Consider the following 15,304-nt stretch of genomic DNA (forward strand, 5'->3'; position numbering starts at 1 on the left):
GCATGAACCACGAAATGAATCACGATGCGGAATCAGATAACGGGCTATCGGCGCGCAGCTCGCGCTGGTTGTTGCTGTTGATTCTGTGCCTCGGAGCGGCGGCGCGCTTTTTTGGTATCAACTGGGATGAAGGAACGGGGCAACATCCCGACGAACGGCATGTGACGATGTGCACGTGGCGGCTGGAGTGGCCGGGATCGGTTGCCGAGTATTTGGACGAAGCCAAATCGCCGCTCAACCCACGTAATCGCGAGGCGCATTTTTATGCTTATGGCACTCTGCCCGGCACGCTGCTGCGCGGCGTGATGAAGTTGGGCGGGATTAAAAAGCCCGAGCAAATGGTTCTCGCCGGACGCGCGCTTTCGGCACTCGCGGACACGGCGGTGATCGCGCTCGTGTTCGCACTTGCGCGAATTCTTTACCGGCGGAGGGCGACTGCGGTGCTGGCGTCTTTCTTGTATGCGGCGGCGGTTTTGCCGATCCAGCACGCGCATTTTTTTGTGGTGGATCCATTCGCGAATTTGTTCGTCGCGCTCGCGCTGGTATTTCTAGCAAGGGCGTGGCGGGACGGATATTGGCGGGATTACGCGGCAACGGGCGTGGCGCTGGGGCTGGCGGTGAGTTGCAAGATTTCGGTGGCAACGTTTGGGCTGCCGGTGGCGTTGACGGCGCTTTTGTCGATGACGGGTAAAGGCGCGGATTGGGGGGGCGGTTGGCGTGCACGTGTTGGGTTGGCTGCGGTGCGGACGGCAGTGTTTAGCCTGATGGCGCTAATCACGGTGCGACTGGCATTACCTGATGCGTTTGCGGGTGTGTGGCCATGGCAACTGGCACCGCGTTGGCTGGCCAATATGCGCGAGGTGATCGCGATCAGTAATGGCACCACGGATATTCCGTTCACGAGGCAGTTCTACGGACGCCTGCCGTTGATCTGGCCGGGATGGAACATGGTTGTATGGGGAATGGGTCTCGCTTTGGGCTTGGCCGCTTGGACCGGATGGATTGCCGCCGGATGGGAAATCGTGCGTGCGCGGTGCCGTGAGCATACCGTGCCCGTGCTATGGGTGGCGGTGGTTTTTTTCCATCTCGGCTTCACCTATCAAGCGACGCTGCGGTATTTTTTGCCGATCTACGGGTGTCTCGCGCTGCTGGCGGCGTGGTTCTTGGTGGAACGGGTTAGAATCGAAAAGCTACGGGGCAAACTGACCACGGCGGTGGTGGTGATTTTCACGGCGGGCTGGGCGCTGGCGTTTATTTCGATCTATACCAAGCCGCATACGCGCATCGAGGCATCGGAGTGGATCTACAAAAACGTGCCGGCGGGAAGTGTGCTGGCCTGTGAGCATTGGGATGACTGGCTGCCGCTGGCCTTGACGGAGAACCGAAGCCCCGAACGTTATCAACAAATCGAACTGCCGTTGTATGTCGCCGACGACGGGGACAAGCGCGGCGAGCTGCTGGCCAAGCTGAACCGTGCTGAATACATCGTAACCGCTAGTCAGAAGCTGCGCGACTCGATCCCACGGATGCCCCACCGGTATCCGTTTACGATCAATTATTACGAAGGCTTGGAGGATGGTTCATTGGGTTTTGATTTGGTTGCTTCGTTCACGCGGAAGATGCGGGTTGGTCCCTTTGCGATTTCGACACGCTCTGCGGAAGAGGCGTTCAGCGTTTACGATCACCCGCCGGTGATGATCTACAAAAAGTCCGCTCGATATGATGCGGAGGCGTTGGTGCAGCGGTTCAATGCAATCCCGCTAGATGGAGTGACGGACACGCGCAGCCCTCAAAAATCCCAACAGGCGCTGAAGGCTCAGGTAAAACCGGCGAGGGTGGCGCAGGGGCGAGCCGAGTCTGCGATCCTGCTTTCTCCGGATAAGTGGACGGCCGCTCAGAAGCAGGGCACCTGGGCGCGGATGTTTGATCGCGAATCATGGGCGGCCCGGTTCCCGATTCTGGTCTGGGTGCTGAACCTCTTGGTGTTGCAAGTGGTGGGGTGGGGACTGTTAGGACCGTTGTTGGGCAAGTTGCCGGACCACGGCGCGGCTCTGGCACGCCCGTTTGCGATACTCATTCCTGCGTGGGTGCTGTGGTTGTTGGCGAGCACGGGGCTGGGGCGAAGCGACCGACCGACTTACTGGTTGATTGTAGTGGTGTTGGCGGGACTTGCGCTTGCCCTGACCAGGCGTTTCAGGAACGAGTGGATCGAATGGTGGCGTGATCGCGCCGGAGTGCGCGCATTCCTGCGAGTCGAGGCGGTTTTCTGGATAGCGTTTACAGGGTTTCTCCTGATACGCGCGGCGAATCCCGATGTGTGGCATCCATTCTGGGGCGGAGAGAAACCGATGGAGATGACCTTCCTTTACGGTGTGTTGAAGTCGGAAACATTTCCGCCGATGAACCCGTGGTATGCGGGTGGTTTCATCAATTATTACTATTTTGGTTATGTGCTTTGTGGCACGCTTATCAAGGGACTGGGTATACTTCCCGAGGTTGGTTTTAATCTTTGTCTGGCGACCTTTTTTGCATTGGCGTGCGCCGCCACTCTATCCGTAGCGCGGGCTCTTCGTCCGGTGGGTAGCTGGTTGGTTGCTGGGTCTGCCACAGTGATGGTGATGCTACTCGGGAATCTGTTTCAAATCGTGTTTATTTGGAGGCAACTGTTGCGGCTCGGTCAGGCGGATCACGAGCTGAGCTTCCCGATGATATCGGATCTGATTCGGGCCATTCATGGGATCGGGCATGTTTTGAACGGCGAGCGACTGGCACCTTATGCGGCGGATCTTTATTGGGTGTCGGCACGAGCCATCAGCGGTGACGAGGTCGCCCCTGTGACGGAATTTCCTTTCTGGAGCTTTCTCTACGGCGATCTACACCCGCACCTCCTGGCGCTACCTTACACCCTATGCGTGATCGGCCTGTTGGTGGCGTGGGTAAAAACAACGACGTTGAGGGCACGCATCGCGCTGACGTGTTTGCTCGGACTGAATCTGGGCTTTTTCTGGCCGACGAATACTTGGGATTGGCCGACCTACGGTGCACTGACGGGATTGGTGATTTTCTTGGGATTTTGGAGACAGGAGCTGTCGGTGCTGAAAGCATTCACGGTGGCGCTGGGGAAATCGTTGTCGGTTTTTGCAGTCATACTTGCGACGGGTTATCTGGCGTTTTGGCCCTATCATCACAGCTATGTTCCCGGATATGGTTCTTTTGAAAGCTGGCGGGGGAACCGGACTTCTCTGGGGGATTATTTTTACGTCCACGGCCTGTTTCTCTTCATTCTTGGATCGGCGCTGATGGTGTCATTCCGTAGAAAGGCGTTCGGCTTTGTGCGTGGATTCCGGTTATGGGGCCAAGTGATCCGGGCATTGCCCCGAGATGATCGCGCCACGGGACGTAGAAGGTTGATAGCCCTCGGTCTTCAACGGCGTGCGAGTATTGGCGGTGCAGTTTTCGGTGCGCTTATGATCGTGCCGTGTCTGGCGGTTATTCTTCATGGCTCGTTGCCCGCTTTGCTGACCGGCGGCGTTGTCCTGTCGGTTTGCGCCGTCTGGCATCGGAGGAATGATCCGGTTCAAGCCCTGCCTGCTTTGCTTACCTTGATGGCCTTCGGGCTTTCGTTGCTGGTCGAGTATGTCGTGCTGGTGGGTGACATCGGTCGCATGAACACGGTGTTCAAATTCTATTATCAGGTGTGGGTCTGCTACGGTCTTGCCTGTGCGATGACCTTGCCCGGGTTGTTTGCCGCTTGCCGTGGGTGGTCGGCCGGCGTGAGACGGATATGGATAATCATGCTGGCGTTGCTAATGGCGCTGGCGGCGTTGTATCCGATTTCGGCTACACCGGCCAAGATACGCGACCGGTTTCTCTCCACGCCGCCGACATTGGACGGCCTTAAGTTTGCCGAAGGGGCCGAGTATGAAATCGAGAGCCGGCAATTCCCCCTGAAGCCTGACTTGCTGGCGATCCGCTGGCTGCAGGACAATATCGAGGGATCACCCGTGATCCTGGAAATCAACACCGGGGCCAGGTTGTATAGCTGGGGATCACGTTTCTCCATCCACACCGGGCTTCCTTCTGTGGTGGGCTGGAGCTGGCACCAGAGGCAGCAACAGGCCGGTCTGGAGAAAAATCATGTAGATGAACGGATCGCCGATGTGCTGACAATTTATCAAACAACTGACATTGCTGAGGCGAAGAGGCTCCTGACCAAATACAATGTGCGGCTTGTGGTGGTGGGTGAGTTGGAGCGGGTATTCGCATCAAATGAAGGCTTGGATAAATTTGAGCGCATGAATCTAGTGAAAATTTACGACCAGCTTGGTGTGCAAATTTATCGGGTTCCGGTTGAAGCCCCATGAGTTTGGAATCTCAGGAAAATAATCCGGTGCGGCCGCCGATGCATGAGCGAACCGTGTGGCTGCTGTTTGTTGCGGGCTTGTTGATGTATGCGATGATGCGCCTGTATCGGATCGAAGATTTTCCGATCTATTTTTTCACCGATGAGGCGGTCCACATGGTTCAGTTCCGGGCCATGATGGAAAATGGCTGGCACTCTACGGAAATTCCGCGGGAGTTTTTGCCGGCTTATTTCGTCAACGGCGGAATGTTCAACCTGTCCTTGAGTGTTTATGTTCAAGGAATCGCCGGATTGTTATTCGGGCAAACGGTTGAGACCGTCCGCATTACGTCAGTGCTGTTCAGCCTTACCGGAGCGGTCGCGCTGGCATTGATGTTGCGCAAGGTATTCCGCATCCGCGAATGGTGGGTGGTCGTGCCGATACTGGCGGTGCTGCCATGCTGGTTTTTGCACAGCCGCACGGGATTTGAAACGGTGCTGATGGTCACTGCCTACAGCTGGTTCCTATATTTTTATTCACGGTATCGCGCGGGCGAACCACGTTGGGTAGTTGGTGCCATGCTTTCGGGTGCCGCGGTATTTTACGCCTATGCACCGGGGCAGGGCATCATGTTCATGACGGGGTTGCTGCTGTTGGTTTCTGACGGGCGCTATCACTGGCAGAATCGAAAATGGTTTTTGGCCGGCGCGGCTCTGGCGCTGGTGCTGTTCGTGCCCTATCTCCGATTCAGATGGCTGCATCCGGAAATGCTTTCGGGCCATCTGGCCATTCTTGAAAGCTATTGGGTGAAGCCAATTCCACTGACGGAAAAGTTGGTGATTTTTCTTAACAATTACCTGTCGTGTATCTCGCCTCGTTATTGGTTTTTTGCCGAGACTGACATTGCGATCAGGCACCTCGTGCCGGGTCATGCCCATATTCCATTTTGGCTGGCGCCCTTCGCTTTGGGTGGGATGGCGGTATGTGTTTATAAATGGCGTGATCCGGCTCACCGGATGATTCTGCTAGTGTTTTTAGCCACGCCTTTCAGCAGTGCCTTGGTCTCTCCGATGGTGACACGACTACTAGCGGTCACGGTTCCTTTCGCACTATGTGCCGCATTGGGGTTTGGTTTTCTGATGGATAGATTTGCCGGACGATGGTTGGTGTCCCTGCGAGTTTTCGTGCTGGTGGGTTTATCTTTGGCGGGGGCATTTCTTGTGCGAGATGCGCTACGGAAACCTCGCGCCAAGGGGATTGATTATGGGCTTTATGGGTATCAGTGGGGCGCGCAGGCGGTCTATCGTGATTTGATTCCCGTCTATTTGCAGACAGATCCCGCAGCCAATATCATCATCACTCACATCACTTATAACTCGCCTGAAGTATTTCCGGCGTTTTTCGGTTGGATGAATCAAAACAGAGTCATTTTTGCCAGTCTGGCTGACATTGAGACGGGCGAAACTTTACCGGAGCCCAAGGACTTGGTTTTGTTGAGCAACGCGGAATTTTTGCGGTTGGAAAACAACCCGAAAATCACCGCAGTCACCAAGCGGGCAGAAGTGAAATTGCCTGATGGAAATCCAGGGTTTTATCTTGTGCAGCTCGACCTGGATGCCGGCTTCGTAGCGGCGACGCGCAAAGCGCGTGGCCATGGAATAAGGCCGATGTCTGATCGTGCTTTGCTGAATGGCGTGCCCGTTTCGTTTGCTTTGACCGGTGCCGAAAGCGGTCGTGCGGAGGATCTGGCCAAGGGGCTGGAGATAACGAGTGAAGCAGGGAAGCCGATCAATCTGCAGATGTTCTTCGACGTGTCGCTGAGGTTTAGGAGCGTGGAAGTTCATTCACGAAAAGGTGCCGTATCACGTATCTCCATCTGGGGATTCAAGCGCGGGCAGCTGGTCAATTCACGCGTAGGATACTGGGGCGAGTCACCCGTTGCTTTGATTGCGGCCGGTGATTTTTATGACTCGGTGCGTATCGAGTTGACGGGTGGGCCGGGGTTGGTGAATACGCTGACCAAAGTCGTGCTGATTCCTGAAGCAGGCAAGGCGGAGCAGCCATGAGTGATCAAACGAAGCACGAGGGATCATTGTTGAGTAATTTCATCCATCGCCATGCATGGGGGCTGACGTTTGCCTTTGTCTTTATGGTGTCAGCGGTGACCGGCTATTGCGCTCACTTTAAACTGGTCCGGCCGCTCATAAATGACGAGGCGTTGGAGCTGATTCAGGGAGTCGGTATGCCCTTGGATAAGTTTTATTTTTTCACGCCCGACAGCGTTTACCCTATGGGCACGGCTGATATTATCGAAACGTTTTGTCCCTACATTGTCCGATTCGCGGTGGATGCCGGAGGAGAATTTGGTCCGCAAACCAGCTCTGTTTTTCTACTGAGAGGGTTTTATGCCGCCTGTTATCTGATGGGCTGCGTGGCATTCGCTTGGGCGGCCGGAAAATTATGGGGAGCGGGATGGGCGGCGGGTGCGGGACTGGCCTTGGCGAGTTCCCCGTTTGTGCTGGTCATAAATAATATTCTGACGCGTAACGGCATTTCGATCCTGTGGGTGTGCTTGATCGTGGCGGCATTAGTATGGTGGACACGCCGTGATGCCAAACAGTCCGTGGTTTCAACTTACACGCCGGCGCTGGTGGTTGCCGGACTGTTGATTTTGGGGTGCTGGACTTACACCGCGTTTCGCCTGGTGGCGATTGCGGTGTATGCTGCGCTGGTGGTGGACTGGTGGTATTTCGAAAAAACGAAAGCGCGTGCGATAAAAGTCATGGTGAGCGGAATTCTTTTCGGGGCCGTGCTGCTGGTTTTGATGGCATGGAATAGTGATTCGCTGCTGATCATTTTGAGGCGAGGTGGCTATGCGGTCGGGGACAGCAGTGGGTATCTGGCGAGATTGGCATTGACGCTCGCCACTCCCTTTAACCATCCGGGAAATCGAGTGACCCCCTTTATTATCGAGGATGTGCATGCCCTCGTGGGCGGCGCGGTGTTGTCGAAATGGCTGGCCGTTTTTTTTGTGGTCGGGTGGCTGGCGGCCTGGGTTGGGAGCTGCCGGGTTGCGTTTATGGCGGCAGTGATCTGGACGACGGGCATGCTGTTATGCGCGGTTGCCGGGCCCAACTTTAAATACCTGCTGCCGTTTATGCCGTTCGCGCTGTTGCTGGCGATATCGGGCCTGAGGATGTGCGTGCAATATCTGGCCTCCCGATTTGAGTGCGGGCGTGTTCTCATGGCCTGCGTGGTTTTGATATTTAGCGGAGTTGCCTGGAGCGGGCTGAACGACTTCTTCGGACGATTTCCGGCGGATCCGCAGAACGAGGGCAACCGGGTATCGAATGTGATGGCGGATGTTGCCGTTGAAATGGTGAAGGGCGGGGCGCCTCGCGTGTATGTTCAGCCGGGTAGGGGCGTGGATATTGTTTTCTGGCGCATCAAACCCTTGATCGATTCCGGGCGCGTGGCGGTTTATTCCACATTGCCGAGATTGCTGGACGGATTCGGCGAAACCGCACCGGTGCCGCCCGGTTCTGTTTTGCTGATCGATTACCCGATCCAGCAGTTCAGGAATAGTATCCTGAATTGGGATACGTTTCCGGCCATTAAAATAATCAACACCCGTGAACTGAAGGACGAGCGCGCGGGTGAGGCCGGTTTGTGAGCATGCTTCAGCGTTCCTGCAGTTTTTCGAAGGTGTGCAAGGCTCCCGCTACGATCTGGTCCATGTTGAGGTAGCGATATTGGGCGAGACGACCGACGAAGGTCACGTTGGGTTCATCCGCGGCCAGCATGCGGTAGCGTTCGGCGAGGGCGCGGCTTTCAGCTCCTGGCAGCGGATAATAAGGCTCGCTCTGGCCGGCTTGGTATTCGCCCGGAAACTCGCGGACGATGTTGGTCCAAGGTGAAGACTGGCCGGTTACGTGTTTTACCTCGACGGTGCGTGTAAAGGGCTCCGGGCCCGGGTAATTGATTTGAAGTGCGGGTTGCGCGAATCCATCGGGACCGGCGGGCACTTCGTCGAGTTCGAAGCGGAGCGTGCGGTAGGGGAGCGGGCCCCAACGGCAATCAAAGTATTCGTCGATCGGTCCGGTATAAATCAGGTGTCCGTAAGTGAGCCCGGGCAACGCGTGTCGGTAATCGGTTTCGAGACGCAATTCCGCGCCGGATGCCGCCAGCAACCGTTCAAACATTCTCGTATAGCCTTCGCTGGGTAGCGCTTGAAAGTCTTCTTGGAAATAGCGGTCGTCGGCGTTGGTGCGAATGGGGATGCGCTGGGTGACCGATGCATCGAGGGACTCGGGCGGGCGGCCCCATTGCTTGGCGGTGTAACCTGCGTAGAACAGATCGTAGAGCTCACGTCCGGCGACGGAGAGGATGGCTTCTTTCGCGTTGGCGGGTGACGGGATATCGAGGGCGTTATCCTTGAGGTATTGCTTGAAGTCATCCTCGGTGGCGGCGGGTGCGGCCTTAAGCTGGCGAAAAGTCTCCAGGTTGACGGGAAAGCTCCAGTAGGTGCCACGGGTGAATACGCGGACCTGATAGCGCACTTCATTCCATTCCGTGAAGCGGCTGAGATACGCGCGAACTTGGGCTGAATACGTCCGAAAATAATGCGGACCGTAAACGTGGTAGAACAAGCCGTGACGGTCTTTGCGGTCGTAGCAGTTGCCGCCGATGTGATCGCGTTTTTCGATTACAAGGCAGCGTTTGCCGATTGAGCCGAGCCGCTCCGCGAGGACGAGACCGGAAAATCCAGCCCCGACGATGACATAATCATAGGTCGCGCTCATGCCGGATGGTTTTCAAATCGCGAAAAAGTCTCAGCGCTTTTTGGGCGAACCCCGTCCAGCGCACGGAGGCATGGCCGCCCGCGCGATCCCGAAAATGGATGGGCAGTTCGATGAAGCCTTGGGGCTCCAGCAGGAGCGCCATCGCAATGTTGGCGAGTTCGAAGGACGGGGGGATGCGATCAGCCGTTTTGGCGGCGAGCGTGGCGGGATACAGACGGAAGGGCACGTTGGTATCGTTGAGGCGGGTGGAATGCATCCAGCGCAGACTCAGGCGCAGCACCCGCGTCACCAATTTTCGCGCCCAACCATCGTCACGCGTGGTGCGACGCCCATAGATCGCGGTGGCGCGGGAGCGATTGCTCCAAGCATCCGGAAATCCGGCCGGATCGCATTGTCCGTCGGAATCGATTTGGAAGACATGGGACGCCCCCAAGGCAGCGGCCTGCCGGTAACCCACGAGACAACTTTGACCGTGTCCGCGATTGGTATGCGTGTGAACGCGCAGTTCGGGCCAGTCGAGCGACGCCAGTTTCGCGGAGGTGCCATCGGTCGAGCCGTCGTCGATCACCAGGATGACGAATTGGCTGATGCTCGGGGCCAAGGCTTGGCGCCATTCGGTCAGAACCGGAATAATCGTTTCTTCCTCGTTATAAACGGGAACGATTAAAACAAGTTCAGGCGAAGGAGCGCTGGTCATGAAATAACTGAAAGTGGGGAGCCCGTGGAATGCGGGCGAGCCAAACCGGTTTGATTAAACCGTTAAAATCCGCGCCTTGTGGAATTGTGCGACCGTGCGCGGATTTTGGCTGAAAGTGGTGCCAGAGGCCGGGATTGAACCGGCGACCAAAGGCTTATGAGTCCTCTGCTCTACCACTGAGCTACTCTGGCGAAATCGAAGGGTCGGAGGGAAAATGTCCGCTCGGGAATTGTCAAGTGCCCGAGCGGACTGAATTCAGCGGTTTATGCGGCCCTCAAGTTAAAGCAGCCGTCGGCGGGAAGGCTCAGGCCTTTTTACGGGCGGGCTTTTTCTTGGGCGTCCGCTCGATGTTGAGGTAGGTTTTGGACCGCATCTGCTCCTCGTAGAACTCAACCAGGCGCACGCCCTCGCGGGGTTTGACGAGGTCCTTCTTGGTGGCGGCATCGATCTGGGCCTTCATCTTGCGGCACAGTTCTTCCCATTGGTATTGCACACCATCGATGACGTCGGAAACGCGGCTGCCGGCGAGGGCTTCCTCGATGTAAAAACCGTTGGGTTCGTCGGGCTCGAGGAACACGTGCACTTCGTTCACGCGGCCGAAGAGATTGTGGAGGTCGCCCATGATGTCCTGGTAGGCGCCGGTGAGGAAGACGCCGAGGTAGTAGGGCTTGTTGTTCAGCGGGTGGAGCGGCAGGTGGTCCTTGGTATCCTGCAGGTCGATGAACGTGCTGATCTTGCCGTCGGAATCGCAGGTGATGTCGACCAAGATGGCATTAACCGACGGTTTCTCGGCCAGGCGGTGCAGCGGAGTGATCGGGAAGAGCTGCTTGAGCGCCCAGTGATCGAGGAGGGACTGGAAGACCGAGAAGTTGCAGACGTATTGATCGGCCAGGAGTGCGTTGAGATCCTGCAATTCCTCGGGGACGTAGCCGGAGTCGCGGATCTCCTTGGCGATCTGTTCGCAGACCTGCCAGTAAAGCGACTCGGCGGCGGCCCGATTCTCGAGGTCTAGGTAGCCGAGATTGAAGAGCGAGAAGGACTCTTCTTTTTTCTGAATGGCGTCGTGAAAACGTTCGAGTTTGCCGAGCTTGGCCTTGTTTTTGAGGAGGAGTTCGAGGTCGGTGACGACCTTGTGCTTCACCTTGGGCTGGTGCTGGACGCCGAGGGTTTCGCGCTTGTTGATGCGTTCGAAGACCTCGACGACGAGCATGGAGTGGGGGGCGACGACGGCGCGGCCGGACTCGGTGATGATGTCGGGCACGGCGACGTTGGAGGCGACGCAGATGTCGCGGATGTTGGCGACGACGTCACGGGCATATTCGGCCATCGTGTAGTTCATCGATGACTCGAAGTTGGTGCGCGAGCCGTCGTAATCGATGCCGAGGCCACCGCCGCAGTCGAGGAAACCCATGGGGAAACCCATCTTCACAAGCTGGCAGTAAAAGCGCGTGGCTTCGACCACGGCGTTCTTGATCGTGATGATGTTCGGCACCTGCGAACCGATGTGGAAATGGACGAGCTTCACGCATTGGGTGAGCTTGGCGGCGCGCAGCTTTTCGGTGGCGAAAAGGATTTCGGCGGTGTTAAGGCCGAACTTGGCGTTGTCACCGGTGGAGGAGGACCATTTGCCTTCGCCGCGAGTCTGGAGTTTCGCGCGGAAACCGATGAGGGGCTTCACGCCGACTTCTTCGGAGATGGCGATGATGTCGTCCACCTCGGCGAGCTGTTCGACGACGATGATGATCTTTTTGCCGATCTTGCGGCCGAGCAGGGCCAGACGGATGTAATCGTGGTCCTTGTAACCGTTGCAGATGATGAGACGCTCGGTGCCTTCGTGCATCGCGAGTGCGATCATGAGCTCGGGTTTCGAGCCCGCCTCGAGACCGTAGCCGAACTCCTTGCCGGCCTCGACGATCTCATCGACGACCTCGCGGAGCTGGTTGACCTTGATGGGAAACACGCCGCGGTATTCGCCGTCGTAGCCCTCTTCCTTGATGGCTTTGCGGAAACACTCGTTGAGCTGCGTGACGCGGTGGCGCAACAGGTCCTGGAAGCGGATGACGAGAGGAGCCTTCAGGCCCATGCCGAGGGACTCGTTCACGACATCCATGATGCGGATCTCGCGGCCGTCGGCGAGGGGCTGGACGTTGACGAAACCATCGGCGCCGGCGCCGAAGTGGCCGGAACCCCAGCGCTTAAAACCGTAGAGTTCTTCGGACTGTGAAACAGACCAGGATGAGGCGGATTTGCTTTTCAAAAGAGGGAGGGGGAACGGACTGGGTTATGGCTTGCGTTCGTAAAGGTGTAAGCGGTTATGTAGCTGTTTCATTTTTCAAAAACCACAACACGAAATCACAACCATGTCCCTATCCTCAGTTGTCTCGCCTATTCTCGCCCAGCAGTCCGGTCCCAGCGGTGGCATGGGGCAGATTATCTTCCTGGTGCTGATGTTTGCCGCGATGTATTTCCTGATGATCGCCCCCCAGCGCAAGAAGCAGAAGGAGCACGCCAAGATGCTTGAATCCCTCTCTACGGGCGACGAAGTCATCACCGGTGGCGGCATCTATGGCGAGATCACCAACAAGAAGGACGACCGTTATGTCATCCGCATCGCCGAAGGCACTAAGATCGAAGTCGGCAAGGCTTTCATCCATGCTTTGGTGAAGAAAGCCGGCTGAAAATTTAACCCTGCCGTAACACACGGCGGGGGATTTATCCCGTCCCTGGGGATGTTTTCAGACCACGCAGTTTCTTAATCAATAGCAGCCTCCCTGCACCTTATAGGGTGTCCGGAGGTTTTCGTGTTTTTCAGCCGGATGATCCGGCGCTCTGCTTTTGAAGCAGGATTACCCCGTTTTATTTTAAACCAAACCCACCATGTTCAAACGTAACTTCTGGAAGTTGACGCTCAGTCTGGCCGTCGTCCTCTGGGCCCTGTCGTCCCTGCTTCCAATCCAAGACCAGCCTTTCGCTGAGTTTGCGAAATCCAAGTCCGAGGCCAAGTCGGCAGAGTTCGCGGCGCTCATCAAAGAGTCGTCCGATCGCGTTGTTTCCAAGCAGGCTCCCAGCGTTTTCGTCGCGCTCAAAGCCATCGCCAAAGAACGGAAGATCGATCTCAGCCAATACTTCCCCCAGTTCCCCCTCGAATCCTCGTTGGGCAACGTCGAGAAGCGCAACGCCATCCTCCTTGATCACTTGCTCGCCAAGTCCAAGGGGCGCCTGCAGCTCGGTCTCGATTTGAAGGGCGGCGTCGCTTTCACCTTGGAAGCCTCCGACACACCGGCCACCGCCAATATCGGTGATGCGGAGCGCAAGGAAAAGTTGTCGAAAGCCATCGAGATCATTGGTGACCGTATCAATGGCCTTGGCGTCGCCGAGCCGATCATTCGCGCGGTCGGTGCGAACCGCATCGAAGTGCAGCTCCCCGGCGTCAACACCAAGGATAATCCGGAGATCGTCGCCAGCGTGCAGAAGCCCGCGCGTCTTGATTTCCGTCTGGTGTATCCGTTCGGAACGCCCGCCATGCTGGGCGAGACTCCGTCCGGCTACGAAGTGCTCACGCTCGAGCAGGACATTCGTGGTCAGGTTTCATCCGAAGAAGTGTATGTGAAGCGCCTGCCCGCGATGACGGGTGAAGGTATCTCCGGCGCTTATCCGGTCATGGACGAGTTCGGTCGCTTTAAGATCAATCTTCGTTTTGACGACGCCGGCTCCAAGCGTTTCGCCGAGGTCACCCGTGAGATCGCCGGTTATTCCCAGCAGCTGCAGCAGCAGACCGGCAGCGCCAATGCCCGCGCACGTCTGGCTATCGTGCTCGACGGCAAGCTCTACTCGGCCCCCGGTGTCGAGAAGGAGATTGCCGGTGGTTCCGCCGAGATTTCCGGCAGCTTCTCTCAGCGCGAAGCCTTCGAACTGGCCAACGTGTTGAACAACCCCCTCGACCTACCCTTGCAGATCAAGGAGCAATACGAGGTCGGTCCCTCCCTGGCGGCCGACGCGGTTTCGAGCGGCAAGCTCGCGTTCATCATCGGCACGGCGCTCACCGCTGCGTTCATCATTATTTTCTACACTTCCGGCGGCTTCCTCGCGGTCATTGCGATGATCCTCAACGTCGTGATCATTCTCGGTGTGATGGCCAGCATCGGCGCCACGTTGAGCATGCCCGGCATCGCCGGCATCGTGCTCACCATCGGTATGTCGGTGGACTCGAATATTCTTATCTTCGAGCGTATGCGCGAAGAGTTGAAGCTCGGGAAATCCCTGCCGTCCGCGCTTGAGGCCGGTTTCGAGAAGGCGTTCTCCGCCATTCTCGATGGTAATTTGACCACGCTGATCACCGCCGCGATCATGATCGTGCTGGGCACCGGCCCGGTGAAGGGCTTCGGCGTGACACTCGCAATCGGTATCTTCTCCACGATGTTTGCGGCGCTGGTCATCAGCCGCCTCTTCCTCGATTGGTCCATTCACGGCGGTTACATCAAGCGCATGCGCATGGTCTCCATTTTGGAGAACACCAACTATGACTTCCTTAAGTATGCACGCGGCGCCTTCATCGTATCATGGCTGATCGTGTTGACCGGCGTCGCGGTGGTCGCCTTCAAAGGCAAGGACATCTACGGCATCGATTTCACGGGAGGCGATCAAGTCACGCTCGCGTTTGAGAAAGCCATCCCGCTTTCGGAGGTGCGCAAAACCGCCGCCGCCCAAGGCATCGAGGATCTCAGCCTTTCCTACACGAAACAGATTGGTGGTGACACCGAGGTGCTTCGACTGACGACCACGTTCGACCAGGCCAAGCCGTTCGTGCAGGCTCTTCAAGCTGCGCATCCCGACGCCGGATTCACGCTGGTGAGCGAAGCGCGCATCGGTCCGTCCGTGGGCGACGAAATCAAATCCAATGCCTTGTGGGCGATTTTCTGGTCGCTGGTTCTTATCCTCGTCTACGTGGCTTTCCGTTTCGAGATGGGCTACGGCATTGGCGCGGTGGTTTCCACGCTGCACGACGTCGTGCTCACCATCGGTATTTTCGTGATGCTCGGAGGCCAGTTTAACGCCTCCATGGTCGCGGCGATCCTGCTCATCGTGGGTTACTCGATCAATGACACGATCGTGGTATTCGATCGTATCCGTGAAGAACTTACGCTCAACCCGTCGGCTTCGCTGAAGAATGTGATCAACCGTTCGCTCAACCTCACGCTCTCCCGCACCCTGATCACGGGTGGCACGACCTTCCTCACGGCTGTGGTGCTGGCGACGGTTGCCGGCGGCGAAGTGCGCGACCTGGCGATTACGCTGATCATCGGTGTCATCACCGGCACCTTCTCGTCTCTCTACATCGCCAGTCCGGTTTTCTACTGGTGGCACAAGGGCGACCGTCGCCATGTCGAGAAGAGCCATGATGTGAAGCCCACCTACGAGTGGGACGCCGGCAGCAAGGCTTCGCAGTGATCCTGCGAGACTGA

The 15,304-nt window shown here is 57.1% G+C and carries 8 protein-coding genes and 1 tRNA gene; 5 read left to right on the top strand and 4 right to left on the bottom strand.

What is annotated here, in order from left to right:
• The first annotated feature begins 2 nt into the window (after window positions 1-2).
• The 3 genes from FPL22_RS02475 to FPL22_RS02485 are packed head-to-tail and all read left to right on the top strand — an operon-like array spanning window position 3 to window position 8,016.
• A complete protein-coding gene (locus FPL22_RS02475) occupies window positions 3-4,364 on the top strand; it encodes a DUF2298 domain-containing protein (protein ID WP_144228534.1) in 4,362 nt (1,453 codons plus the stop codon).
• A complete protein-coding gene (locus FPL22_RS02480; protein ID WP_144228535.1) occupies window positions 4,361-6,409 on the top strand; it encodes an ArnT family glycosyltransferase in 2,049 nt (682 codons plus the stop codon). Before FPL22_RS02475 ends, FPL22_RS02480 begins: the two co-directional genes overlap by 4 nt.
• Window positions 6,406-8,016: a hypothetical protein gene (locus FPL22_RS02485; protein ID WP_144228536.1), complete on the top strand. Its 1,611-nt coding sequence runs from the start codon at window positions 6,406-6,408 to the stop codon at window positions 8,014-8,016. The genes FPL22_RS02480 and FPL22_RS02485 overlap by 4 nt, the downstream gene beginning before the upstream one ends.
• A 7-nt stretch (window positions 8,017-8,023) precedes the next feature.
• On the opposite strand, the gene glf is transcribed toward FPL22_RS02485, so the two are convergent.
• The 4 genes from glf to speA form a co-directional block, all read right to left on the bottom strand.
• Window positions 8,024-9,145, bottom strand: a complete 1,122-nt coding sequence (gene glf / locus FPL22_RS02490) for a UDP-galactopyranose mutase (protein ID WP_144228537.1) — start codon at window positions 9,143-9,145, stop codon at window positions 8,024-8,026.
• Window positions 9,129-9,842 (bottom strand): glycosyltransferase family 2 protein, encoded by a 714-nt coding sequence (locus FPL22_RS02495; RefSeq protein WP_144228538.1) that lies wholly within the window; start codon window positions 9,840-9,842, stop codon window positions 9,129-9,131. Before FPL22_RS02495 ends, glf begins: the two co-directional genes overlap by 17 nt.
• Window positions 9,843-9,958: 116 nt before the next feature.
• A tRNA-Met gene (locus tag FPL22_RS02500) sits at window positions 9,959-10,033 on the bottom strand.
• A gap of 113 nt (window positions 10,034-10,146) precedes the next feature.
• On the bottom strand, window positions 10,147-12,099 hold the full coding sequence (gene speA / locus FPL22_RS02505) for a biosynthetic arginine decarboxylase (protein WP_144228539.1): 1,953 nt from the start codon (window positions 12,097-12,099) through the stop codon (window positions 10,147-10,149).
• Between the two features lie 103 nt (window positions 12,100-12,202).
• Here speA and yajC point away from each other — a divergent pair, with 103 nt between their 5' ends.
• Both yajC and secD read left to right on the top strand, forming a co-directional pair.
• Window positions 12,203-12,520 carry a preprotein translocase subunit YajC gene (gene yajC, locus FPL22_RS02510; protein ID WP_144228540.1) on the top strand — a complete coding sequence of 106 codons (318 nt, stop codon included), beginning with the start codon at window positions 12,203-12,205 and terminating at the stop codon, window positions 12,518-12,520.
• 199 nt (window positions 12,521-12,719) lie between these two features.
• A complete protein-coding gene (secD, locus tag FPL22_RS02515) occupies window positions 12,720-15,290 on the top strand; it encodes a protein translocase subunit SecD (protein WP_144228541.1) in 2,571 nt (856 codons plus the stop codon).
• Window positions 15,291-15,304: the final 14 nt, after the last annotated feature.

The sequence above is a fragment of the Rariglobus hedericola genome (assembly GCF_007559335.1).
Classification (GTDB): domain Bacteria; phylum Verrucomicrobiota; class Verrucomicrobiia; order Opitutales; family Opitutaceae; genus Rariglobus; species Rariglobus hedericola.

Coding starts and splice junctions, on each gene's coding strand:
- FPL22_RS02475 (WP_144228534.1), top strand. CDS start 3: ATGAACCACGAAATGAATCACGATGCGGAATCAGATAACGGGCTATCG.
- FPL22_RS02480 (WP_144228535.1), top strand. CDS start 4,361: ATGAGTTTGGAATCTCAGGAAAATAATCCGGTGCGGCCGCCGATGCAT.
- FPL22_RS02485 (WP_144228536.1), top strand. CDS start 6,406: ATGAGTGATCAAACGAAGCACGAGGGATCATTGTTGAGTAATTTCATC.
- FPL22_RS02495 (WP_144228538.1), bottom strand. CDS start 9,842: ATGACCAGCGCTCCTTCGCCTGAACTTGTTTTAATCGTTCCCGTTTAT.
- secD (WP_144228541.1), top strand. CDS start 12,720: ATGTTCAAACGTAACTTCTGGAAGTTGACGCTCAGTCTGGCCGTCGTC.
- yajC (WP_144228540.1), top strand. CDS start 12,203: ATGTCCCTATCCTCAGTTGTCTCGCCTATTCTCGCCCAGCAGTCCGGT.
- glf (WP_144228537.1), bottom strand. CDS start 9,145: ATGAGCGCGACCTATGATTATGTCATCGTCGGGGCTGGATTTTCCGGT.